The 22217-nt window shown below is 52.8% G+C and carries 21 protein-coding genes; 12 read left to right on the top strand and 9 right to left on the bottom strand.

Annotated elements, in window-relative coordinates; translation table 11 throughout:
- Position 1: 1 nt before the first annotated feature.
- Complete coding sequence (gene glyQ, locus OGX83_RS20910; RefSeq protein WP_001168551.1) at positions 2-913, bottom strand: glycine--tRNA ligase subunit alpha; 912 nt, start codon at positions 911-913, stop codon at positions 2-4.
- Positions 914-1008: 95 nt separating this feature from the next.
- On the bottom strand, positions 1009-1317 hold the full coding sequence (locus OGX83_RS20905) for a YsaB family lipoprotein (protein WP_191226671.1): 309 nt from the start codon (positions 1315-1317) through the stop codon (positions 1009-1011).
- A gap of 172 nt (positions 1318-1489) precedes the next feature.
- Here OGX83_RS20905 and OGX83_RS20900 point away from each other — a divergent pair, with 172 nt between their 5' ends.
- Entirely contained in the window at positions 1490-2485 is a 996-nt protein-coding gene (locus tag OGX83_RS20900) for an acyltransferase (RefSeq protein ID WP_008786435.1), read from the top strand.
- Here OGX83_RS20900 and yiaB read toward each other — a convergent pair.
- The 3 genes from yiaB to xylA form a co-directional block, all read right to left on the bottom strand.
- The gene (yiaB, locus tag OGX83_RS20895; protein WP_286589053.1) at positions 2482-2847 is read right to left on the bottom strand and encodes an inner membrane protein YiaB; all 366 of its coding nucleotides are present in this window, start codon (positions 2845-2847) and stop codon (positions 2482-2484) included. The two genes, OGX83_RS20900 and yiaB, sit on opposite strands and share 4 nt — an antisense overlap.
- Before the next feature lie 167 nt (positions 2848-3014).
- Positions 3015-4469 carry a xylulokinase gene (gene xylB / locus OGX83_RS20890; protein WP_286589051.1) on the bottom strand — a complete coding sequence of 485 codons (1455 nt, stop codon included), beginning with the start codon at positions 4467-4469 and terminating at the stop codon, positions 3015-3017.
- 71 nt (positions 4470-4540) lie between these two features.
- The gene (xylA, locus tag OGX83_RS20885) at positions 4541-5863 is read right to left on the bottom strand and encodes a xylose isomerase (protein ID WP_048236992.1); all 1323 of its coding nucleotides are present in this window, start codon (positions 5861-5863) and stop codon (positions 4541-4543) included.
- A gap of 361 nt (positions 5864-6224) precedes the next feature.
- Between xylA and xylR the strand changes: the two genes are divergently transcribed.
- Positions 6225-7403 (top strand): D-xylose utilization transcriptional activator XylR, encoded by a 1179-nt coding sequence (gene xylR, locus OGX83_RS20880; protein WP_286589048.1) that lies wholly within the window; start codon positions 6225-6227, stop codon positions 7401-7403.
- 44 nt (positions 7404-7447) lie between these two features.
- Here the strand turns inward: xylR and OGX83_RS20875 are convergent, their stop codons facing one another.
- Positions 7448-8272 (bottom strand): protein bax, encoded by an 825-nt coding sequence (locus tag OGX83_RS20875; RefSeq protein ID WP_008786441.1) that lies wholly within the window; start codon positions 8270-8272, stop codon positions 7448-7450.
- Positions 8273-8588: 316 nt separating this feature from the next.
- Between OGX83_RS20875 and malS the strand changes: the two genes are divergently transcribed.
- Together malS and avtA are read left to right on the top strand one after the other, a co-directional pair.
- Positions 8589-10619 carry an alpha-amylase gene (gene malS / locus OGX83_RS20870; RefSeq protein ID WP_286589046.1) on the top strand — a complete coding sequence of 677 codons (2031 nt, stop codon included), beginning with the start codon at positions 8589-8591 and terminating at the stop codon, positions 10617-10619.
- A 176-nt stretch (positions 10620-10795) separates the two neighbouring features.
- A complete protein-coding gene (avtA, locus tag OGX83_RS20865; protein WP_353622198.1) occupies positions 10796-12046 on the top strand; it encodes a valine--pyruvate transaminase in 1251 nt (416 codons plus the stop codon).
- A gap of 34 nt (positions 12047-12080) precedes the next feature.
- Here the strand turns inward: avtA and OGX83_RS20860 are convergent, their stop codons facing one another.
- Positions 12081-12554, bottom strand: coding sequence for a 4Fe-4S dicluster domain-containing protein (locus OGX83_RS20860; protein ID WP_048227301.1), 474 nt, complete (start codon positions 12552-12554; stop codon positions 12081-12083).
- A gap of 105 nt (positions 12555-12659) precedes the next feature.
- Complete coding sequence (gene yiaJ / locus OGX83_RS20855) at positions 12660-13475, bottom strand: IclR family transcriptional regulator YiaJ (RefSeq protein WP_003827359.1); 816 nt, start codon at positions 13473-13475, stop codon at positions 12660-12662.
- A gap of 217 nt (positions 13476-13692) precedes the next feature.
- On the opposite strand from yiaJ, the gene yiaK reads away from it, so the two are divergent.
- The 8 genes from yiaK to araD all read left to right on the top strand — a co-directional run bounded on the left by yiaK (position 13693) and on the right by araD (position 21273).
- Positions 13693-14691, top strand: coding sequence for a 3-dehydro-L-gulonate 2-dehydrogenase (gene yiaK, locus OGX83_RS20850; protein WP_003827358.1), 999 nt, complete (start codon positions 13693-13695; stop codon positions 14689-14691).
- 11 nt (positions 14692-14702) lie between these two features.
- Positions 14703-15167, top strand: coding sequence for a YhcH/YjgK/YiaL family protein (locus OGX83_RS20845; protein WP_286589041.1), 465 nt, complete (start codon positions 14703-14705; stop codon positions 15165-15167).
- A gap of 14 nt (positions 15168-15181) precedes the next feature.
- A complete protein-coding gene (locus OGX83_RS20840; RefSeq protein WP_208743629.1) occupies positions 15182-16114 on the top strand; it encodes a DUF4862 family protein in 933 nt (310 codons plus the stop codon).
- A 31-nt stretch (positions 16115-16145) separates the two neighbouring features.
- A complete protein-coding gene (locus OGX83_RS20835) occupies positions 16146-17465 on the top strand; it encodes an MFS transporter (protein ID WP_286589039.1) in 1320 nt (439 codons plus the stop codon).
- Between the two features lie 98 nt (positions 17466-17563).
- Entirely contained in the window at positions 17564-19066 is a 1503-nt protein-coding gene (locus tag OGX83_RS20830; protein ID WP_286589036.1) for an FGGY-family carbohydrate kinase, read from the top strand.
- On the top strand, positions 19066-19728 hold the full coding sequence (gene ulaD, locus OGX83_RS20825) for a 3-keto-L-gulonate-6-phosphate decarboxylase UlaD (RefSeq protein ID WP_048227376.1): 663 nt from the start codon (positions 19066-19068) through the stop codon (positions 19726-19728). Before OGX83_RS20830 ends, ulaD begins: the two co-directional genes overlap by 1 nt.
- Positions 19721-20581: an L-ribulose-5-phosphate 3-epimerase gene (locus OGX83_RS20820; RefSeq protein WP_286589034.1), complete on the top strand. Its 861-nt coding sequence runs from the start codon at positions 19721-19723 to the stop codon at positions 20579-20581. The genes ulaD and OGX83_RS20820 overlap by 8 nt, the downstream gene beginning before the upstream one ends.
- Positions 20575-21273, top strand: a complete 699-nt coding sequence (gene araD, locus OGX83_RS20815; RefSeq protein WP_103284584.1) for an L-ribulose-5-phosphate 4-epimerase — start codon at positions 20575-20577, stop codon at positions 21271-21273. Before OGX83_RS20820 ends, araD begins: the two co-directional genes overlap by 7 nt.
- 76 nt (positions 21274-21349) lie before the next feature.
- Here araD and OGX83_RS20810 read toward each other — a convergent pair whose 3' ends face one another.
- Positions 21350-22165, bottom strand: a complete 816-nt coding sequence (locus OGX83_RS20810; protein ID WP_003827350.1) for a helix-turn-helix domain-containing protein — start codon at positions 22163-22165, stop codon at positions 21350-21352.
- Positions 22166-22217: the final 52 nt, after the last annotated feature.

The raw sequence follows: 22217 nt of genomic DNA, 5'->3' as shown, positions 1-22217 counted from the left end.
CTTATTTGTCTTTGTTGCACATCGGGAAGCCAAGGGCTTCACGGGAAGCGTAGTAAGCTTCTGCCACTGCTTTGGTCAGGGTGCGAATGCGCAGGATATAGCGCTGACGCTCAGTGACGGAGATGGCTTTACGCGCATCCAGCAGGTTGAAGCTATGGGCGGCTTTCAGAATGCGTTCATACGCAGGCAGCGGCAGCGGATTTTCCAGCGCCAGCAACTGCTGCGCTTCTTTCTCGTACTGCTCGAAGCAGGTGAACAGGAAGTCCACGTCGGCGTATTCGAAGTTGTAGGTGGATTGCTCCACTTCGTTCTGATGGAACACGTCGCCGTAAGTAGTTTTACCCAGCGGGCCGTCGCTCCAGACCAGGTCGTAAACGCTGTCTACGCCCTGAATGTACATGGCCAGACGTTCCAGACCGTAAGTAATTTCCCCGGTTACTGGCTTACATTCCAGGCCACCAACCTGCTGGAAGTAGGTGAACTGCGTCACTTCCATGCCGTTCAGCCACACTTCCCAACCCAGACCCCAGGCACCCAGCGTCGGGTTTTCCCAGTTATCTTCCACGAAACGGATATCGTGAATGGTCGGGTCCATACCCAGTTCTTTCAGAGAACCCAGGTACAGCTCCTGAATGTTGTCCGGAGACGGCTTAATCACTACCTGGAACTGATAGTAGTGCTGTAAGCGGTTCGGGTTTTCGCCATAGCGGCCATCGGTCGGACGACGAGAAGGCTGCACATAAGCAGTCGCCATCGGCTCCGGCCCCAGCGCACGCAGGCAGGTCATTGGGTGAGATGTTCCCGCGCCGACTTCCATGTCCAATGGTTGAACGATGGTGCAGCCCTGGCGAGCCCAGTAATCCTGTAAGGTCAGGATCAAGCCCTGGAAGGTCCTGGTATCAAACTTTTGCATATTATTTCGTGCTGGATACGTGTGGATTTAAAGGAAGCGATCAGTATACCCGCTGGCTGCAAGATATACAGTACGAAACGGGAAAAAGGGGGAACTTAGCGCATGGAAAGGTGCAAAAACTGCCCGTCTGCATCAAAAGAACAGACAAAACTCTCTTTACGGAAGGTAGAACCACGCATCTCATAGCTGCCCTGGAATTGTTCCAGTCCAGAGATATCAATTTTCTGCGCGCCAGTGTTGTAGCGTTGCGCCGCCTCATTTTTGCACAATGACTCCATATCCAACGAACGTGTGGCACTGACCTTAACCTTTTGCGCTTTCTGCGCAGGATCAGACGATTGTGTGTCAGCGCACGCTACCAGCAAAAGGGCAGCGATCGCGGGAAAGAAATACTTCATCATCATTTTATTACCGCCTGGTTTGCTGGTCAGTCTTATTATTAGTGTCTGGAAACAGATCCTATTTTGAGAATCTCATCAGACCATCTCAAGCTTTAGCGTAAGAACTCGGATTATTCCAGTGAGCTACGTTCGCAAAATATCGGTCAGACTTTTTTTAATGGACACAGAGGAACTGATGCAGCCCAAAATTTTCTGGATTGATAACCTGCGCGGGATAGCCTGTTTAATGGTCGTGATGATCCACACCACAACCTGGTACATCACCAATGCGCAAAGCGTCAGCCCGTTGAATTGGGATCTGGCTAACGTGCTCAATTCAGCCTCTCGCGTCAGCGTTCCGCTGTTCTTTATGATTTCGGGCTATCTGTTCTTTGGTGAGCGTAGCGCCAAACCGCGCCATTTCCTGCGCATCGCGCTCTGCATCCTGTTTTACAGCAGCGTGGCGCTGGCCTATATTCTGCTGTTTACCTCGATCAACGCTGAGCTGTCGCTGAAGAACCTACTGCAAAAGCCGGTGTTCTATCACCTGTGGTTTTTCTTCGCGATCGCCGTCATCTACCTGGTTTCTCCGCTGATACAGGTGAAAAATATCAGCGGCAAGATGCTACTGGCGCTCATGGTTGTGATTGGGGTGATTGCCAATCCCAACACCGTCTCGCAAAAAATCGGCGGCTTTGAGTGGCTCCCAGTCAACCTGTACATCAGTGGCGATACTTTCTATTACATCCTGTACGGCATGCTGGGCCGGGCGATTGGCATGATGGATACGCAAAAGCGCTTGCTCAGCTGGCTCTGTGCGGCGTTGTTCATCACCGCGGTGTTTATTATTTCTCGGGGCACGTTGCATGAACTGCGCTGGCGAGGCAATTTTGCCGACACCTGGTACCTCTACTGCGGCCCAGCAGTATTTATTTGCGCCACCTCGCTCCTGACGCTGGTCAAAAATACGCTCAGCGCACGTACTCTGCCGCTACTGGGCCTTATTTCTCGCCATTCATTGGGCATATATGGTTTTCATGCGCTGATCATTCACGCACTACGTACCAACGGAATTGAACTCAAAAACTGGCCGCCGCTGGATATGCTGTGGATTTTCAGCGCCACGCTGGCAGGAAGTTTACTGTTGTCTATTCTGTTGCAGCGTATTGATACGCGCAGGCTGGTGAGTTAGGTGTCTCCAGGCAGCGCCTTCTTACGCGAACGCTGCAGTAAAAATTGCCCCATTAAACACACGAAGAATGCTGCCGGGTATAACCCTATTTCGAAGGGCGCCAACGGGGCATTCCACACCCCCACCAGCAACAGCCCTGCCGTGATGAGCGCCACCATCTGACATACGGAAGCGAAGCGTTCATCGTTTTGATTGAGATTTACTGCGCGCTGATAGGCATACGTTACGAACATCCCCGTCATCAGCGCCCCCAAAAAATACCCCTTGCCGCTCAATAACGGGCATGCGCGCCATAAACCGATACTGTAAGTCAGTATGCCTGAGAGGAATAATATCCATGGCAACAGCCTGGTTGTCTTCATTGGGATCTCCTTATCCATCATGGATACAATATGAATAACCCGCTAAAGACAACACAGAAAAAAGCGACTACACAGGACTTTCAGAATACATCCATACGTGTAATTTATTATTTTTGTGGATATATGTATGCGGCAAATTCCCCTCTGCTAGCCAGAGGGGAAAGTGGTCAGGACATCAGCGGTTGTAATTGCTGATAGATACGACGGAAGGTTTCTCGACGCTGTTGATAACGAGCATGACGCTCCGCGTCAGGATAATGCGCCTGCTCCAGCGTAAGTTGAGGCAGTAACTCTGATAACGACGTTTGCGGATTCATGGCAACTTGCGCCAGGCGCGCCGCGCCGAGTGCAGGACCAACGTCACCGCCGGTACGGTAATCCAGCTGCAATCCGCTGATGTCAGATAGCATCTGACGCCAGTATTCACTGCGTGCCCCACCGCCGATCAGCGTAATGCTGGCGGGCTGAACGCCACAGGCATGTACCACGTCCATACCATCAGCCAGCGCAAACCCCACACCTTCCAGCACCGCCTGCGCCAGTTCTGCCGGACCATGCTGATGCGTCAGACCGAAAAATACGCCCTTGGCCTGCGGATTGTTATGCGGAGTACGCTCGCCGGACAAATAAGGTAAAAACCAGACCGGCTCCGCGTGTTCATCCGCCTGTTGCGCAGCGTCAATCAACGCAGGAACGCTCGCCAGTCCGGTTAATTTTGCCGCCCAGTCCAGACACGATGCCGCACTTAACATTACAGACATCAGATGCCATCGCTCAGGCAAAGCATGGCAAAAACTGTGAACCGCACTTTCCGGTTTGCTAAGGAAACCATCACTCACCGCAAAATAGACGCCGGATGTCCCCAGCGAAAGCATCGCCTGACCGGCATTCATCATGCCTACGCCAACCGCGCCCGCCGCGTTATCACCACCTCCGGCAACAACCGCAACCTCCTGCATTCCCCAGGCTTTAGCGACGTCTGGCAATAAGGTTCCGGTAATCTCGCTGCCTTCATAGAGCGCAGGCATATGTGCGCGAGTCAGTTTACAGGCAGCCAGCATGACATCGCTCCAGTCACGCTTCGCGACATCCAGCCACATTGTCCCTGCCGCATCAGACATATCGCTGGCAAAATCACCGGTCATGCGCAAACGCAGGTAATCTTTCGGCAGCAGGACTTTATCAATCTGGTTGAAAATCTCCGGCTCGTGGCGTTGCACCCACAGCAGTTTTGGCGCGGTAAAGCCAGGCATCATCAGGTTGCCAGTGATGGCACGAGACTGCGGTACCTGATTCTCCAGCATCTCGCACTCTTCAGCACAGCGACCGTCGTTCCATAAGATAGCCGGACGCAATACCTTCTGTTGTTCATCCAGTAGCGTCGCGCCGTGCATCTGCCCGGCAATCCCCAACGCTTTCACCTCGCGGAGTGAATGCTGCTGACCCAGTGCTTTTACCGCCCGATCCGTTGCCAGCCACCACTGCTCAGGGTCTTGTTCTGACCATAACGGGTGCGGGCGCGAGACGGTGAGTTTCTCCGTTTTTGAAGCCACCACATCGCCCTGCTCATTGAGCAGAATGGCCTTTACGCCTGATGTGCCAAGATCTATCCCGATATACATAAGGCATCGTTCCTTAAAGAAAGGCCCGGTAGCGCTAACTGACCGGGCTTACGGACGTTCTCAGAGACCCGTTATTTGTCGAACAAATAATGATTTACCAGATTTTCCAGCAATTCCTGATGACCGCTCTGGTGCACTGGCGCCAGGTTGTGTTGTTCAGCGTACTGCGCAATTTCTGTCAGCGTCATCTGGCCTTTCAGAATTTGCTGGCCCAGCTCACCATTCCAACCGGCATAACGTTTAGCCACACGCTGATCCAGGCCACCGTCTTCAATCATACGGGCCGCAATTTTCAGCGACAGCGCCATGGTATCCATCGCGCCAATATGACCATAGAACAGATCGTATTTATCGGTACTCTGGCGACGTACTTTGGCATCAAAGTTCAGGCCGCCGGTAGTGAAGCCGCCCGCTTTCAGGATTTCGTACATCACCAGCGCATTCTCTTCTACGCTGTTCGGGAACTGGTCGGTATCCCAGCCCAACTGTGCGTCGCCGCGGTTGGCATCGACAGAGCCAAACAGACCCAGCGCGATAGCAGTGGCGATTTCGTGATGGAACGAATGGCCTGCAAGCGTAGCGTGGTTGGCTTCGATATTCAGTTTGATCTCTTTTTCCAGACCGAACTGCTTGAGGAATCCGTACACGGTCGCCGCATCGTAGTCGTACTGGTGCTTGGTCGGTTCCTGCGGTTTCGGCTCGATAAGCAAAGTGCCCTGGAAACCGATTTTGTGTTTGTGTTCCACGACTAATTGCATGAAACGACCAATCTGCTCACGTTCCTGACGCAGATCGGTATTCAGCAGTGTTTCATAACCTTCACGGCCGCCCCACAGAACGTAGTTTTCACCACCTAACTTGTGCGTGGCATCCATGGCCGTAACCACCTGCGTGGCGGCCCAGCTGAACACTTCTGGATCTGGGTTTGTGGCCGCACCCGCACCGTAGCGTGGGTTAGTGAAGCAGTTTGCTGTTCCCCACAGCAGCTTCACGCCGCTCTGTTCCTGTTTTGCCGCCAGCACATCAACCATCTGCGCAAAGTTGTTTTTGTACTCTTTCAAAGACGCGCCTTCCGGCGAAACATCCACGTCATGGAAGCAGTAGTAAGGCACGTTCAGCTTGTGGAAAAACTCAAATGCCACATCCGCTTTGCGTTTCGCCAGCGCCAGAGCTTCACCAGGCTGCTGCCATGGACGATCGAAAGCGCCCATACCGAACATATCCGCCCCGTTCCAGCAGAAGGTATGCCAGTAGCAGGCCGCAAAACGCAGATGATCTTCCATGCGCTTGCCCAATACGATTTCGTCAGGGTTGTAATGGCGAAATGCGAGCGGGTTGGTGGATTGAGTGCCTTCGAAACGAACACGATCGAGTTGGTCAAAATAAGCCGGCATAATAAGCTCCATAATCAGGTAATACGGCAAGTAAACTGCGATATGGCTATACTGGAATTTCCTGATTTATTGCTCAATTACGTTATTTCACACCGCCATTAAGAGAATACCCAAACGTGCGCTGGCTCCCAAAAAAACGCGCTAAATAAAGAAATAAAAAAGCGATCGCGATCGAAGGTTAGTCATTAAACAAAAAACCGTAATGCGCAGATAAAAAATGACAATTGTCATCCCGCGACCAGTATGTAAATTTTGCGTAGCCTCAGGCAATCAGGAATTTTGTCACGCTTCATCAAGCAGTCGTACCTGCGGTTTTGCTAGTATCGACAGGCCCACGTTAACCTTTCCAGGACAGGTTCTTATGTTTGATAAACGTCACCGCATCACTCTGCTATTTAATGCCAATAAAGCCTACGACCGCCAGGTGGTAGAAGGTGTGGGTGAATATTTACAGGCATCGCAATCCGAGTGGGATATATTCATTGAGGAAGATTTCCGCGCCCGTATCGATAATATTAAAGACTGGTTAGGCGACGGCGTTATTGCTGATTATGACGATGATGATATTGCGCAATTACTTGCCGATGTTGAAGTTCCCATCATCGGCGTTGGAGGCTCCTACCATCTGGAGCAAGATTATCCACCGGTACATTACATCGCCACCGACAACCACGCGTTGGTAGAAAGCGCTTTCCTGCACCTGAAGGAAAAAGGGATTAACCGCTTTGCGTTCTATGGTCTGCCATCGTCAAGCGGAAAACGCTGGGCCGAGGAACGTGAGTATGCGTTTTGCCAGCTGGTTGCCAAAGAGAAGTACCGCGGCGTTGTCTATCAGGGGCTGGAAACCGCACCGGAAAACTGGCAGCACGCGCAAAATCGTCTGGCGGACTGGCTACAAACACTACCGCCGCAAACCGGTATTATCGCCGTTACCGACGCGCGGGCACGACACGTCCTGCAAGTCTGCGAGCACCTGCATATTCCAGTACCGGAAAAGCTGTGTGTGATTGGTATCGACAACGAAGAACTGACCCGCTATCTGTCGCGGGTGGCGCTGTCATCCGTGGCCCAGGGAGCCAGGCAGATGGGGTATCAGGCCGCTAAGCTCTTACATCGTTTACTGGCAAATGAAGAGCTGCCGCTGCAACGTACACTGGTTCCTCCGGTGCGCGTCATTGAACGCCGCTCAACCGACTACCGTTCATTAACCGATCCGGCGGTGATTCAGGCGATGCACTTTATCCGCAACCATGCCTGTAAAGGTATTAAGGTTGAACAAGTGCTGGATTCAGTGGGGATTTCTCGTTCGAATCTGGAGAAGCGTTTTAAAGAAGAGGTCGGAGAGACTATCCACGCCGTGATTCATGCCGAAAAGCTGGAAAAAGCGCGCAGCCTGTTGATATCTACCACGCTTTCAATCAACGAAATTTCACAGATGTGCGGCTATCCGTCTCTGCAATACTTTTATTCGGTCTTTAAGAAAGAGTATGACACAACGCCCAAAGAGTATCGCGATGTGAACAGCGAAGTGTTGATATGAGGATTATTGCCGGATGCGGCGAAGCCGCCATCCGGCACACAGAATTACATATGCGCGGCGATTAAACGCTGGTTATCCTGATACATTGCGAACAGATAGTTGTTGTAGCTCTGTCCTTTAGTGGAATAACCCTTCAGCTTATGAATCATCGCGGTAGCGGTGACTTCCTGATCGGCTTTACGCAGTTGCGCACGTGACTTACGGAATGAAGAGTAAGCCGGATGCGTGTTCAGGTTGATGACATAAGCATTCACCGACTCTTTCACCGATTCAAACTGTGAGTAGCCTTTCACCTTACCCGGGGCATTATTACAACGACCTTTGCCACATTTCATGCCAAACAGGTTGTTGTTGCTACGCGCCAGCTTCGACGTACCCCAGCCACTTTCAGCCGCAGCCATGGTTGCCACCATACTGGTCGGGATAATGTCTACGCGCTCAAGCAGCGTATTCCATGGGATTTTACGCGTGTTGCCAGACCAGCTCACCTTGTAGCGCTTCGCGATATCTTTCATACGCGTACGCTCAGTCGGTGACCAGCGGTTCTGGTACTGTTTTGAAATCAGCCAGTTACGGTCCGCCGTAATGGCAGCATTTTGACTGGTAATATAAGGCATAACCGTCCGGAGAAACGCTTTTTTCCTTGGTGTTCCGGAAGGGTATTTTCGCAAATCAGGAAGTGAACTACTCTTTGCACTATTGCGAGAATACTCTTGTTTACTGCTTACCTGTGTATTACTTGTCTTGATTACCTGGGGCTTGTGACTCGTTGTCGCCGTGTGTGTCTTTGCCAGCACCTCACCCGAAAATGCAACGGTGAGTAACATAAGAATCATTGCCCCATATCGTCGAATGGGAGTCAATATCATTAGGTCTCCTGGTCGGATTTATACATTCCAACACCTTATATTTTTCACAAAAATGAGAGATGAATCTCAAATCATATCAAAAATAGCCGTCAAGAGCACCCAAAGGAATAGTCCAATTCTGAAACCATGTCACGCATTAACGGTTCAGGGTGCTATTAATTCGAAGAAAATGTGGAGGTTATCGCAAAATGAGTTCATTTTTTGCGCGCGATCGCTCACCCTCACTTCTCCTCCTGGCGGAATCGACTCAAAGGAGGAGTTTCCGGCCTGATTTCACTGGCAAACTGGCGAAAATCGCAGCACCAAGGACAGCATTATGAAACTTGCCGCCGTTGCGCTGGCGCTCATGCCCGGCATTGCCATCGCCTCATCATGGACTTCTCAGGGACTCCCCACCTTCGAAGCGGAAGGTACGGGTAAATTCGTCAGCCATGCAGCGTTGACGAAGGGTACGCGTCCTTTAATCCTAAATTTTGACCAACAGTGCTGGCAGCCTGCTGATGCGATAAAACTCAACCAGATGCTGTCGCTAAAACCGTGTGAAGGCGCCCCGCCGCAGTGGCGCTTATTCAAAGACGGCGATTACACGCTGGAAGTGGATACCCGCTCCGGAACGCCAACGTTGATGCTCTCGGTAAAAAGCGCCGCAGACCCTGTCACGACCCAGATTCGCCAGTGCCCGAAATGGGATGGTTCGCCGTTAACACTGGATGTGAGCCAGACCTTTCCGGAAGGTGCCGTGGTGCGCGATTTCTACAGCCAGAAAACGGCAACGGTAAAAAATGGGACAATTACCCTACAGCCTGCCGCAGCCAGTAACGGACTGTTGCTGCTGGAACGGGCGGAAACCGATGCCCCGGCCGCTTTCGACTGGCATAACGCTACGGTGTATTTCGTCCTGACAGACCGCTTTGTAAATGGTGACCCGAGCAACGACCACAGCTACGGTCGGCGCAGCGATGGCATGCAGGAAATTGGCACCTTCCACGGGGGCGATTTACGCGGTCTTGCCAGCAAACTCGACTATCTGCAACAACTGGGCGTCAATGCGTTATGGATCAGCGCGCCGTTTGAGCAAATCCACGGCTGGGTCGGCGGTGGCACCAAAGGCGATTTCCCCCATTATGCTTACCACGGCTATTACACTCAGGACTGGACCACGCTCGATGCGAATATGGGTAATGAAGCTGACCTGCGTGCGCTGGTTGACGGCGCGCACCAGCGCGGCATTCGCATCCTGTTTGATGTCGTCATGAATCATACCGGCTACGCCACGCTGGCGGATATGCAGGAGTATCAGTTTGGGGCCCTGTACTTGTCGGGCGATGAACTGAAAAACACGCTCGGTGAACGCTGGACGGACTGGAAGCCAGCCGCCGGGCAAAGCTGGCACAGCTTTAATGATTACATCAATTTCAGCGATAAAGCAGGCTGGGAAAAATGGTGGGGGAAAAACTGGATCCGCACCGATATTGGCGATTACGACAATCCGGGTTTTGACGACCTGACCATGTCGCTGGCTTTCCTGCCCGATCTGAAAACCGAATCCACCACGCCTTCCGGGCTGCCAAACTTTTATCAACACAAACCGGATACGCACGCTAAAGCTATTGCTGGTTATACGCCCCGCGATTATCTGACCCACTGGCTCAGCCAGTGGGTGCGTGATTACGGGATTGACGGGTTTCGGGTCGATACCGCCAAACACGTCGAACTTCCCGCCTGGCAGCAGTTAAAAACACAGGCCAGCGCGGCGCTGGTTGAATGGAAGAAAGCGAACCCGGATAAAGCGCTTGATGACAAACCTTTCTGGATGACCGGCGAGGCCTGGGGTCACGGCGTGATGCAAAGCGACTATTACCGTCACGGCTTTGATGCGATGATCAATTTCGACTATCAGGAGCAGGCGGCAAAGGCCGTCGATTGTCTGGCAAATATGGATGTCACCTGGCAACAGATGGCTGAGAAATTGCAGGATTTCAACGTTCTGAGCTATCTTTCCTCGCACGATACGCGTCTGTTCCGCGAAGGTGGAGACAAAGCCGCCGAGCTATTGCTGCTGGCGCCAGGCGCGGTACAACTCTTTTACGGAGACGAGTCGGCCCGGCCCTTTGGACCAACAGGTTCAGACCCATTGCAGGGTACGCGCTCAGAAATGAACTGGCAGGATGTGGCCGGGAATTCTGCCGCCAGCGTCGCTCACTGGCAGCGCATCAGTCAGTTCCGGGCCAGACATCCCGCCATCGGTGCTGGTAAACAGACCACGCTGACATTGAAGCAGGGATACGGATTTATCCGCGAGCATGGCGACGATAAGGTGATGGTGGTGTGGGCCGGTCAGCCCTGATCCCAACAGGCTTCCCGCTGTGCATACAGCGGGAAGCCCAACACAAAATAAAAAACCAGCCAGGCAAACATCTGTAGCACAAAACATCAATCCAGCTCGTTCCCCCTGATTTGCACCCTGCCATAGGTAGCGCTATGGTTAGCCACTTTACTACTCAGTTCGACAGACCCCCTGCTATGACATTCTCACTTTTTGGCGACAAATTTACCCGCCATTCAGGCATCACCCGCCTGATGGAGGACCTCAACGACGGTTTACGCACCCCAGGCGCCATCATGCTCGGCGGTGGTAATCCGGCGCAAATTCCAGAGATGCAAAATTACTTCCAGTCTCTGCTGACAGATATGCTGGCAAACGGCAAAGCCACTGATGCGCTTTGCAATTATGACGGTCCGCAAGGGAAAACCGAGCTACTGTCTGAACTGGCGAAACTGCTACGTGAGAAGCAGGGTTGGGATATCGAGCCACAAAATATTGCACTGACAAATGGCAGTCAGAGCGCGTTTTTCTACTTATTCAATTTGTTCGCCGGACGCCGCGCTGACGGAACAACGCAAAAAGTGTTATTCCCGTTAGCGCCGGAATACATTGGCTATGCCGATTCCGGGCTGGAAGAAGATCTCTTCATCTCAGCACGTCCGAACATTGAGCTGCTACCGGAAGGCCAGTTTAAGTATCACGTTGATTTTGAACACCTGCACATCGGTGAAGAAACGGGCATGATCTGCGTGTCGCGCCCCACTAACCCGACAGGCAACGTGATCACCGACGACGAGCTGATGAAGCTGGACCGGCTGGCCAACCAGCATGGGATCCCGCTGGTGATTGATAACGCCTATGGCGTACCGTTCCCTGGCATTAGCTTTAGCGAAGCACGCCCACTGTGGAACCCCAACATTGTGTTGTGCATGAGCCTTTCCAAGCTGGGTCTGCCAGGCTCCCGCTGCGGTATCATTATCGCGAATGAAAAAATCATCACTGCGATTACCAATATGAACGGCATCATCAGCCTTGCACCTGGCGGGATGGGACCGGCGATGATGTGCGAGATGATTAAACGTAACGATCTGCTGCGCCTGTCCGAAACGGTTATCAAGCCGTTTTACTATCAGCGCGTTCAGGAGACGATTGCGATTATTCGCCGCTACTTGTCTGAAGATCGCTGCCTTATCCATAAACCTGAAGGCGCGATTTTCCTGTGGCTATGGTTCAAAGATTTACCGATCACCACCGAACTGTTGTATCAGCGTCTGAAAGCGCGCGGCGTACTGATGGTTCCTGGTGACTACTTCTTCCCGGGGCTGGATAAACCCTGGCCGCATACCCATCAGTGCATGCGGATGAACTACGTGCCAGAGCCGGAGAAAATCGAAGCTGGCGTGAAGATTCTGGCTGAAGAGATCGAACGCGCCTGGCTGGAAGGCTAACGCAAACCCGACCCAGGTGCGGGTCGGGCTCACTTCACAGCGGCTGTGAACGCAGGCGCTGTCGCTGAATACTGACGGCATCAATACACTGCAACGCGCTGGTCGGGCAGGCCTCGACACACGCGGGCCCCGTCTCGCGATGCCAGCACAAATCGCATTTTATCGCCTGCGCCCGCGACGAACGGGCAACGACATTCATTGCCCCAAACGGGCAGGCCAGCATACAGCTTTTACAACCAATACACCGTGCCTGTTCAACGAAGATATGCCCATGTTCACGACGAATGGCGTGAGTTGGACAAACATTCGCACAGGGAGCGTCTTCGCATTGATGGCAGGCGACCGCCGTGGTAAAGGCGTCGTCTTTGATGACCCGAATCCGCGGTATAAACGCAGAAGAAGAGACCGAAGCACAGTCCTGATTTTGCTGATGCGCGACGACGCAGGCAACTTCGCAGGTACGACACCCAATACATTTTGCCGCATCCGCCATAATAAACGCGTTCATTGCCCCCTCCCTCTGCGTGAAAACCACAGAGTGCCAGAGAGACCGCCCCTGACGCTTTGATCGGACAGGGGAAACGGTTAAATATTGTCAGGTGCCTGAATAACCTTAATCGCGAACGGTAAAACCCAGCTCATTTGAAATCGCCTGCGCGGTTTCCCGTAGCGGCTTGAGTAGATTTTTTTCCCCTATCTGCTTAAGTCGCGAGGTAGAGAGTGAAATTGACACCGCGTACGGCACCCGACCATGAATATCAAACACCGGCACGGCAATACAGGAAACGCCCAATTCGTTCTCTTCCCGATCCATCGCCATACTGCTTTCGCGGATCTGCGCCAATTCGTCGTACATCGCCGGTAAACCGGTAATGGTATTGCGGGTCAGCGGCTGAATAAGATCCTGATGGCTCTCCCAGTAAGATTTCACATAATCCGCATGCCCAAACGCCATGTAAATTTTACCCATCGCGGAGCAATACAGTGGCATATGTTGACCGATATAAGCGCGAGTACGCAGCATGCCCGTCGTCGGTTCCAGCTTATAAATCAGAATCGCGTGGTCATCTTCACGGCTGGAGAAGTTGATTGTTTCACCAGTAGCAATATTCAACGCTTCGAGGTGCGGCGCGGCAACATGGATGATATTCAGTGACGACAGTGCCTTCTGCCCAACGGCGATAAATTTGGTGGTCAGCCTATAGCTACCCGCAGCAGGTGCAGGCGTGACATATCCGCAGGACTGCAGCCCTTGCAGGAGTCGATGCACTGTACTTTTGTTCAGCCCGGCCAGTTCAGACAGATGGGCCAATGGGCACCCATTCGGATAGTTACTCAGAATCTCAATCAACATCAAACCACGGAACAGGCTCTGACTTCCGGCTGGCCTCTCTTTGTCTTGCGTCATTTCACTCTCTTTTGTGCCCATCGCTTCCGCTCCCCTTTTCGTCGCGCTCTGATGGTAGCGCAAAGTGTGTTTTAGTTCACGATCTGAACCGAAAAAACACAACTATTTGATTTTGATGATTTTAAAAAATAGACCACCCCGTTGATCTGTCAAAATTTGATCGCTATATTTGAAATCAGATTTCGCATAGTGAAATTTAGAGATAAAAAAGCGATCAAATTTAAACAAGGAAACAGGAATGAAAGTCACTTTTGAGCAGTTGAAAGATGCGTTCAATAGGGTACTGCTGGCACGCGGTATTGCCGTTGAAACCGCCGATGCCTGTGCCGAAATGTTTGCGCGCACCACCGAGTCCGGCGTTTATTCGCACGGTGTGAATCGTTTTCCTCGTTTTATTCAGCAATTGGATAACGGCGACATCATTCCTGAGGCCAAACCGCAACGCATTACCAGCCTGGGGGCGATTGAACAATGGGATGCTCAGCGTTCGATCGGCAATCTAACGGCGAAAAAGATGATGGACAGAGCCATTGAGCTGGCCTCCGATCACGGTATTGGCCTGGTCGCACTGCGTAACGCCAACCACTGGATGCGCGGCGGCAGCTATGGCTGGCAGGCGGCGGAGAAAGGTTACATCGGTATCTGCTGGACTAACTCGATTGCCGTCATGCCACCGTGGGGTTCGAAAGAGTGCCGCATTGGTACTAACCCGCTGATCGTCGCGATCCCCTCATCGCCAATCACCATGGTTGATATGTCGATGTCGATGTTCTCCTACGGCATGCTGGAAGTGAATCGCCTGGCCGGTCGCGAACTGCCGGTAGACGGTGGCTTTGATGATGAAGGCAATCTCACCAAAGAGCCGGGCGTTATCGAAAAAAACCGCCGCATATTGCCAATGGGTTACTGGAAAGGTTCAGGTCTGTCGATTGTGCTGGATATGATTGCCACCCTGCTTTCTGATGGCTCTTCCGTTGCGGAAGTCACCCAGGATAACAGCGATGAATATGGCGTTTCACAGATATTTATCGCCATTGAAGTGGATAAGCTGATCGATGGCGCCACCCGTGATGCCAAGCTACAGCGGATTATGGATTTCATCACCACCGCCGAACGCGCAGATGAAAACACGCCTGTCCGTCTGCCGGGCCACGAGTTTACGAAGCTACTGGAAGAAAATCGCCGGAACGGTATCACCGTTGACGACAGCGTCTGGGCAAAAATTCAGGCCCTGTAAGGAGCAACACCATGATCTTCGGACATATTGCTCAACCTAACCCATGCCATTTGCCTGCTGCGATTGAAAGGGCGCTCGACTTTCTGCGCACCACAGATTTTCGCAAACTGGAGCCGGGCGTGGTGGAGATCGACGGTAAAAATATCTTCGCGCAAATTATTGATTTAACCACGCGTGACGTTGCCGAAAATCGTCCTGAGGTGCATCGCCGCTATCTGGATATTCAGTTTCTGGCCTGGGGTAAAGAGAAAATCGGGATCGCCATTGATACCGGGAATAACCAAATCAGTGAATCGCTATTAGAACAGCGCGATATTATTTTTTATCACGCCAGCGAACATGAATCTTTTATTGAAATGATTCCGGGAAGTTACGCCATATTTTTCCCGCAGGATGTTCATCGTCCAGCATGTCATAAAACTGTCGCCACACCGATCCGCAAAATAGTCGTGAAGGTTGCTATTTCAGTTTTATAAAAGGAGCACAAAAAATGAAAGCTAACACTACCGGTTATATTATCGGTGCGTACCCCTGTGCACCCTCATTTCACCAAAAGAGTGAAGAGGAAGAGAAGGAATTCTGGCGACAACTCTCCGATACCCCGGATATTCGCGGACTGGAGCAGCCCTGTCTTGAACATCTGCACCCGTTAGGCGACGAATGGTTATTACGCCATACGCCGGGCGACTGGCAAATCGTGGTCACGGCCATTATGGAAACCATGCGCCGTCGCGGTATTAATGGTGGTTTCGGGCTGGCCTCCAGCGATGAAGAACAGCGTAAAGCCTGCGTGGCGTATTACCGTCATCTGCAGCAGAAAATCAACCATATCAATGCGGCCAACGGCGGAAAAGTGATTGCACTGGAGTTGCATGCTGCCCCGCTGGCGGGCAACCCGAACGTCGCTCAGGCCACCGACGCGTTTGCTCGTTCGCTGAAAGAAATTACCCGCTGGGACTGGTCCTGCGATCTGGTGTTGGAACATTGCGATGCCATGACAGGCCCCGCGCCACGCAAAGGATTTTTACCGTTAGACAACGTGCTGGACGCGATAGCCGGATATGACATCAGCGTGTGCATTAACTGGGCGCGCTCGGCCATTGAAGGGCGGAGCCTCACCCTACCGCTGACCCACACGCAGCAGACCAAACGGGCTGGAAAACTGGGCGCACTGATGTTTTCCGGTACCACGCTTGCGGGGGAATACGGCGAGTGGCAGGACTTACACGCACCGTTTGCCCCTTTCTGTCCAGAAGGTCTAATGACCACAGAGCATGCCCACGAATTATTCGCCTGCGCAGGAGCAGACCCATTGCAATTTTCTGGCATTAAATTGCTGGAAATAAATGCCAGTGCAGATGTGAACCATCGTGTAGCGATATTGCGCGACGGTATCGCCGCATTAAATAAAGCAAAACTATAAAAATAAAATACTACTCTACGAGAATATTAATATGAACATGACCTCTCGCCCTACACTTCAAAACATACCCCGTCAGCGCTGGCTACGGATTATTCCACCTATTCTTATCGCCTGTATTATTTCTTATATGGACCGCGTCAATATCGCATTCGCGATGCCCGGCGGAATGGATGAAGAATTAGGTATTTCCGCCACCATGGCCGGTCTGGCCGGTGGTATTTTCTTTATCGGTTATCTGTTTTTACAGGTTCCCGGCGGAAAAATTGCCGTACACGGCAGCGGCAAGAAATTTATCGGCTGGTCGCTGGTTGCCTGGGCGGTTATTTCCGTTCTGACGGGATTAATCACGAATCAGTATCAACTGCTGGTTTTGCGTTTCTTACTCGGTGTTGCTGAAGGCGGCATGCTGCCGGTCGTGCTGACGATGATCAGCAACTGGTTCCCCGACGCCGAGCGCGGTCGCGCCAATGCGATTGTGATTATGTTTGTGCCGATTGCCGGGATCATTACCGCCCCGCTCTCGGGCTGGATCATCACCGTACTCGACTGGCGTTGGCTGTTTATCATTGAAGGTTTACTGTCTGTCGTCGTCCTGGTGCTGTGGGCCTATACCGTTTACGACCGTCCGCAGGAAGCACGCTGGATCTCTGAGGCGGAGAAAAATTACCTGGTAGAAACCCTGGCCGCCGAGCAAAAAGCTATTGCCGGAACAGAGATCAAAAACGCCTCTCTGGGTGCAGTGCTTTCCGATAAAACCATGTGGCAGCTAATCGCGCTGAACTTCTTCTATCAGACCGGGATTTACGGTTACACCCTGTGGCTGCCGACCATCCTCAAAGAGTTGACTCACAGCAGCATGGGACAGGTCGGCATGCTCGCCATTCTGCCATACGTCGGCGCAATTGCCGGGATGTTCCTGTTCTCTTCACTCTCTGACCGCACCGGTAAACGCAAGTTGTTCGTCTGCCTACCGCTGATTGGCTTCGCCTTGTGCATGTTCCTCTCTGTGGCGCTGAAAAATAACGTCTGGCTGGCTTATGCCGCGCTGGTCGGCTGCGGATTCTTCCTGCAATCGGCTGCGGGCGTGTTCTGGACTATTCCAGCACGTTTGTTCAGTGCGGAAATGGCCGGTGGCGCACGTGGGGTCATCAACGCTCTCGGCAACCTCGGTGGTTTCTGCGGCCCTTACGCAGTCGGCGTTCTCATCACCCTGTACAGCAAAGATGCGGGCGTTTATTGCCTGGCAATTTCACTGGCTCTGGCCGCGCTGATGGCCCTGTTGCTGCCAGCGAAATGTGATGCAGGTGCCGCGCCGCTAAAGACGCTGAATCCACATAAACGTACAGCTTAAAACAATGCCCGGTGGCGCTTCGCTTACCGGGCCTACAGGTAGCAACCGTCCCAGGCTGGATAAGCGCAGCGCCATCCGGCAAAAATGAGATAACAAAGATGAGTGAGAAAGCGACCTTCTGGCTGGGTATTGATTGTGGCGGTACATATCTGAAAGCGGGTTTGTATGATGCCAAAGGTCATGAGCAGGGAATTAACCGGCAATCGCTGCAGACAATATCGCCATTGCCAGGTTACGCCGAACGCGATATGCACCAACTGTGGCAACAGTGCATCGCGACCATCGCCGGGCTGTTAAAGCGCACAGGCGTGTGCGGTGAGCAAATCAAAGGCGTCGGTATATCCGCTCAGGGCAAAGGTCTGTTCCTTCTCGATAAACAAGATAAGCCACTAGGCAATGCCATTCTCTCTTCTGACCGACGCGCGATGGAAATCGTTCAGCGCTGGCAGCAGGATGGGATACCTGAGCAGCTCTACCCGATCACCCGCCAGACATTGTGGACCGGTCATCCGGCATCGCTCCTGCGCTGGGTGAAAGAGAACACCCCCCAGCGCTATGCGCAAATTGGTAGCGTCATGATGGGTCATGACTACCTGCGCTGGTGCTTAACCGGCGCCAAAGGCTGTGAAGAGAGCAATATCTCCGAGTCGAACCTCTACAACATGACCACGGGTCAGTACGACCCGAGGCTGACTCAGTGGCTGGGCATCAGTGAAATCGACAATGCCCTGCCCCCCATCGTTGGTTCAGCAGAAATATGCGGGGAAATCACCGCTCAGACAGCCGCCATAACCGGTCTGGCGGCGGGTACCCCCGTCGTCGGCGGACTGTTTGATGTGGTTTCCACCGCACTCTGCGCCGGTATCGAAGATGAACGCACCCTCAACGCGGTGATGGGTACCTGGGCCGTCACCAGCGGGATCGCTCACGGCCTGCGCGACCACGAGCCCCATCCCTACGTCTATGGTCGCTATGTAAATGACGGGCAGTACATCGTTCATGAAGCCAGTCCGACCTCTTCAGGCAATCTGGAATGGTTTACCGCCCAGTGGGGCGAACTCTCTTTTGATGAGATTAATCAGGCCGTTGCCAGCTTACCGAAAGCCGGTAGCGAGCTTTTCTTTCTGCCCTTTTTGTACGGCAGTAACGCCGGACTGGAGATGACCAGCGGCTTTTATGGCATGCAGGCTATACACACTCGTGCCCACTTATTACAGGCCATCTACGAAGGCGTGGTTTTCAGCCACATGACCCATCTGAACCGCATGCGCGAACGTTTTACGCAGGCACATACCCTGCGCGTCACCGGAGGTCCAGCGCACTCCGACATCTGGATGCAAATGCTGGCGGACGTCAGCGGTTTACGTATCGAATTGCCACAGATTGAAGAGACCGGCTGCTTTGGCGCTGCGCTCGCCGCCCGCGTAGGCACCGGCATTTATCACAATTTCAGTGACGCGCAGCGCAGCTTACAGCACCCGGTTCGCACACTGCTGCCAGACGCTACGGCGCATGCGAGCTACCAGCGTAAATACCGCCAATACCAGAATTTAATTACCGCACTACAGGGCTATCACGCCCGCATTAAGGAGCACGAATGATGAGTCGACCATTACTGCAACTGGCGCTCGACCACACCAACCTGCAGGCGGCCCAACACGATGTCGCACTGCTACAAGAGAGCGTTGATATCGTTGAGGCAGGGACGATTCTCTGCTTAACCGAAGGCCTTGCTGCCGTGAAAGCGCTGCGTACCCAGTGTCCAAATAAAATCATCGTTGCCGACTGGAAGGTAGCCGATGCGGGCGAAACCCTCGCACAGCAAGCGTTTGGCGCTGGCGCTAACTGGATGACTATCATCTGCGCTGCCCCACTGGCGACGGTAGAGAAAGGCCATGGCGTCGCGCAGTCCTGCGGCGGCGAAATTCAGATGGAACTGTTCGGCAACTGGACGCTGGATGATGCCCGTGACTGGTATCGCGTTGGGGTTCGCCAGGCAATTTACCATCGTGGCCGCGATGCTCAGGCCAGCGGACAACAATGGGGAGAAGCTGATCTGGCGCGCATGAAAGCGCTTTCCGATATCGGTCTGGAGTTGTCGATTACCGGCGGGATTACGCCCGCCGACCTGCCGCTGTTTCGCGATATCAACGTCAAAGCCTTTATCGCCGGACGCGCGCTGGCTGGGGCGCAAAACCCAACGCAGGTTGCCGCTGAATTCCATACGCAAATCGATGCTATCTGGGGAGCACAGTATGCGTAATCATCCGTTAGGTATCTATGAAAAAGCGCTGGCGAAAGACCTCTCCTGGCCGGAGCGTCTGGTGCTGGCGAAAAGCTGTGGTTTTGATTTCGTCGAGATGTCGGTGGATGAAACCGATGAACGCCTGTCGCGTCTCGACTGGAGCCCTGCTCAGCGTGCATCGCTGGTGAGCGCAATGTTGGAAACCGGCGTGGCAATCCCCTCAATGTGCCTGTCCGCCCACCGCCGTTTTCCGTTTGGCAGCCGCGATGAATCAGTCCGCGTTCGGGCGCGCGACATCATGACCAAAGCCATTCGTCTGGCGCGCGATCTGGGTATTCGCACTATTCAACTGGCAGGTTACGACGTCTATTACGAGGAACATGACGAAGGTACGCAGCAGCGCTTTGCCGAAGGGCTGGCATGGGCAGTCGAGCAAGCCGCCGCCGCGCAGGTCATGCTGGCGGTAGAAATCATGGATACCGCTTTTATGAACTCAATTAGCAAGTGGAAAAAGTGGGATGAAATGCTGTCATCGCCGTGGTTCACCGTCTACCCGGATGTGGGCAACCTCAGCGCATGGGGTAATGACGTCACTGCCGAATTGACGCTGGGCATCGACCGTATCGCCGCTATCCATCTGAAAGACACACTGCCAGTAACCGAAACTCATCCGGGCCAGTTTCGCGATGTGCCCTTTGGCGAAGGGTGCGTGGACTTTGTTGGTATCTTCAAAACGCTGCATGAGCTGAACTATCGCGGGTCTTTTCTGATTGAAATGTGGACTGAAAAAGCAAAAGAGCCGGTACTGGAAATTATCCAGGCACGACGCTGGATAGAAGCACGTATGCAGGAAGGAGGATTTTCATGTTAGAACAACTGAAAGCCGATGTGCTGGCGGCCAATCTGGCGCTTCCGGCTCATGGTTTAGTCACCTTTACCTGGGGTAACGTCAGCGCTGTGGATGAAACGCGTAAGCTGATGGTGATTAAGCCGTCCGGCGTGGAATATGACGTGATGACCGCCGACGATATGGTGGTGGTGGATATTGCCAGCGGCAACGTGGTTGAAGGCAGTAAAAAACCCTCCTCAGACACGCCAACCCATCTGGCGCTGTACCGCCGCTACCCTGAGATCGGTGGGATCGTCCATACTCACTCACGCCACGCGACGATCTGGTCGCAGGCGGGTCTTGATCTCCCGGCATGGGGCACCACGCATGCCGATTATTTCTATGGTTCTATTCCGTGTACCCGGCTGATGACCGTTGAGGAAATCAATGGTGAATATGAATATCAAACCGGTGAAGTGATCATTCAGACCTTTGAGCAACGCGATCTCAATCCGCTGCAGGTTCCGGCAGTGTTAGTGCATTCACACGGTCCGTTTGCCTGGGGTAAAGATGCCGCAGATGCCGTACATAACGCAGTGGTACTCGAAGAATGCGCCTACATGGGGCTTTTCTCGCGCCAGTTAGCTCCGCAGTTGCCGGATATGCAGCCTGAGTTGCTGGATAAACACTATCTGCGTAAACACGGTGTGAATGCGTATTACGGGCAAAATTAACGTCCGGCGGCGCTGTGCTTGCACTGGTCTGTCATTTTTAGGCCGGGTAAGCATAGCGCCACCCGGCGATCCTCATTTACGCCGAATTAATATGCTCTTTGCAGTAGCGCCTTTTCCACGCCGCAGGCGTCAGGCTGGTATGCTTACGAAAGATTTTACGAAAGTAACCCACATCATTAAATCCACATTTAATCGCCACTTCGGTAAGCGACAGCGAGTCACTGATCAACAGCTTTTCTGCCGCCCTTACCCGCTGGCGATGCAATGCTTCAGTTAGCGTCAGCCGGAAAGCGCTCCGGAATACACGCCCCAGATAATCCGCATTGCAATGCAGCTCTTTCGCCAGAGTTGAAGCACTAATCGGCAGGTGGAACTGGGTGTGGATTATTTGTTGCGCTTTCCATGCCAGCGCATTACCGGGGCTATCTGCGGGTTGCTCGCTAGCCGCCGCGGAGATTTGCTGCAAAATCAGCAGTAGGATCAGTTCCAATGCAACGCTGCGATGAATATTTTCCTGCTCACGTAAGAACTGGCGAAACAGCGAAATAATATATTGTGGCTCGCTAACCCGGGCATGCTGAGGAATCGCAAGCAACGGTTCTGTAAGTGAAGCATCGTTTTCTGCTGTCACCTCAAAGTGTAGCCAGTAAAATTTTAAATCAGCCGGAAACTGTCCCACACCAATATGCGAACGCTGCGGCCATAACAGCAAACTTTCTCCAGCATTCACGCAAAAAACGGTCTGACCTTCGCGAATCGTTAATGTCCCTTTTTCGACAAAGATGATTTCCCAGGATTGCAATTGCCGCGCCGGATGGCTTCCCACACCTCGGGAAATAAATAGCCCACCATTTTGCACTTTAATCGGAAGAGACATGGATAATTCGAGCATATATATTCAAATTCCCGCTTTTTGCATTATTTAAACTGCTCTTTATTATTGA

The sequence above is a fragment of the Citrobacter sp. Cpo074 genome (assembly GCF_030332745.1).
Lineage (GTDB): Bacteria > Pseudomonadota > Gammaproteobacteria > Enterobacterales > Enterobacteriaceae > Citrobacter > Citrobacter portucalensis.
This window is presented reverse-complemented; position numbering and strand designations above follow the sequence as displayed.

What these genes read in the sequence shown, in the direction of transcription:
- OGX83_RS20830 (WP_286589036.1), top strand. Translation starts at nt 17,564, where the DNA reads ATGAGTGAGAAAGCGACCTTCTGGCTGGGTATTGATTGTGGCGGTACA.
- OGX83_RS20845 (WP_286589041.1), top strand. Translation starts at nt 14,703, where the DNA reads ATGATCTTCGGACATATTGCTCAACCTAACCCATGCCATTTGCCTGCT.
- OGX83_RS20820 (WP_286589034.1), top strand. Translation starts at nt 19,721, where the DNA reads ATGCGTAATCATCCGTTAGGTATCTATGAAAAAGCGCTGGCGAAAGAC.
- OGX83_RS20835 (WP_286589039.1), top strand. Translation starts at nt 16,146, where the DNA reads ATGAACATGACCTCTCGCCCTACACTTCAAAACATACCCCGTCAGCGC.
- yiaJ (WP_003827359.1), bottom strand. Translation starts at nt 13,475, where the DNA reads ATGGGCACAAAAGAGAGTGAAATGACGCAAGACAAAGAGAGGCCAGCC.
- OGX83_RS20875 (WP_008786441.1), bottom strand. Translation starts at nt 8,272, where the DNA reads ATGATATTGACTCCCATTCGACGATATGGGGCAATGATTCTTATGTTA.
- yiaB (WP_286589053.1), bottom strand. Translation starts at nt 2,847, where the DNA reads ATGAAGACAACCAGGCTGTTGCCATGGATATTATTCCTCTCAGGCATA.
- OGX83_RS20900 (WP_008786435.1), top strand. Translation starts at nt 1,490, where the DNA reads ATGCAGCCCAAAATTTTCTGGATTGATAACCTGCGCGGGATAGCCTGT.
- xylB (WP_286589051.1), bottom strand. Translation starts at nt 4,469, where the DNA reads ATGTATATCGGGATAGATCTTGGCACATCAGGCGTAAAGGCCATTCTG.
- OGX83_RS20810 (WP_003827350.1), bottom strand. Translation starts at nt 22,165, where the DNA reads ATGCTCGAATTATCCATGTCTCTTCCGATTAAAGTGCAAAATGGTGGG.
- OGX83_RS20860 (WP_048227301.1), bottom strand. Translation starts at nt 12,554, where the DNA reads ATGAACGCGTTTATTATGGCGGATGCGGCAAAATGTATTGGGTGTCGT.
- ulaD (WP_048227376.1), top strand. Translation starts at nt 19,066, where the DNA reads ATGAGTCGACCATTACTGCAACTGGCGCTCGACCACACCAACCTGCAG.
- xylA (WP_048236992.1), bottom strand. Translation starts at nt 5,863, where the DNA reads ATGCCGGCTTATTTTGACCAACTCGATCGTGTTCGTTTCGAAGGCACT.
- OGX83_RS20840 (WP_208743629.1), top strand. Translation starts at nt 15,182, where the DNA reads ATGAAAGCTAACACTACCGGTTATATTATCGGTGCGTACCCCTGTGCA.
- araD (WP_103284584.1), top strand. Translation starts at nt 20,575, where the DNA reads ATGTTAGAACAACTGAAAGCCGATGTGCTGGCGGCCAATCTGGCGCTT.
- glyQ (WP_001168551.1), bottom strand. Translation starts at nt 913, where the DNA reads ATGCAAAAGTTTGATACCAGGACCTTCCAGGGCTTGATCCTGACCTTA.
- yiaK (WP_003827358.1), top strand. Translation starts at nt 13,693, where the DNA reads ATGAAAGTCACTTTTGAGCAGTTGAAAGATGCGTTCAATAGGGTACTG.
- xylR (WP_286589048.1), top strand. Translation starts at nt 6,225, where the DNA reads ATGTTTGATAAACGTCACCGCATCACTCTGCTATTTAATGCCAATAAA.
- malS (WP_286589046.1), top strand. Translation starts at nt 8,589, where the DNA reads ATGAAACTTGCCGCCGTTGCGCTGGCGCTCATGCCCGGCATTGCCATC.
- avtA (WP_353622198.1), top strand. Translation starts at nt 10,796, where the DNA reads ATGACATTCTCACTTTTTGGCGACAAATTTACCCGCCATTCAGGCATC.
- OGX83_RS20905 (WP_191226671.1), bottom strand. Translation starts at nt 1,317, where the DNA reads ATGATGATGAAGTATTTCTTTCCCGCGATCGCTGCCCTTTTGCTGGTA.